At 72.5% G+C, this 295-nt stretch carries 1 protein-coding gene; it reads left to right on the top strand.

The window, feature by feature from the left end; translation table 11 throughout:
* The coding region (locus CH42_RS00120) for a CGNR zinc finger domain-containing protein (RefSeq protein ID WP_193392059.1) at positions 1 to 236 on the top strand (236 nt) is incomplete at its 5' end.
* Positions 237 to 295 lie beyond the last annotated feature (59 nt).

Below are 295 nucleotides of genomic sequence, written 5' to 3'. Positions count from 1 at the left end.
ACGACGACGCGCGCTCCCTGGCGCACGTGCTCTCAGCCGTCATCAGCGTCGGCACCTCGCTGCACCTCGCCACCCGCGGCATGCACCGCCTGGCGCGCTGCGCGGCGGGCGAGGATCCGGGGGATCCCTGTTCGGCCGTCGTGGGCGATGTCACCCGCAACGGCCGGCAACGCTACTGCTCGGTGCGATGCGCGAACAGGGCTGCGGTGCGGCGCCACCGGGCTCGGTCGGCGTGACGAGGGCGGGCTATCCGTAGCGGTTGATGATGCCCGCGAGGCGGATGTGGGTCTGGAAG

The organism is Leucobacter musarum subsp. musarum, assembly GCF_001273845.1.
Lineage (GTDB): Bacteria > Actinomycetota > Actinomycetes > Actinomycetales > Microbacteriaceae > Leucobacter > Leucobacter musarum.
The sequence above is the reverse complement of the archived record's forward strand: the minus strand, read 5'-3'. Positions and strand labels throughout refer to the sequence as shown.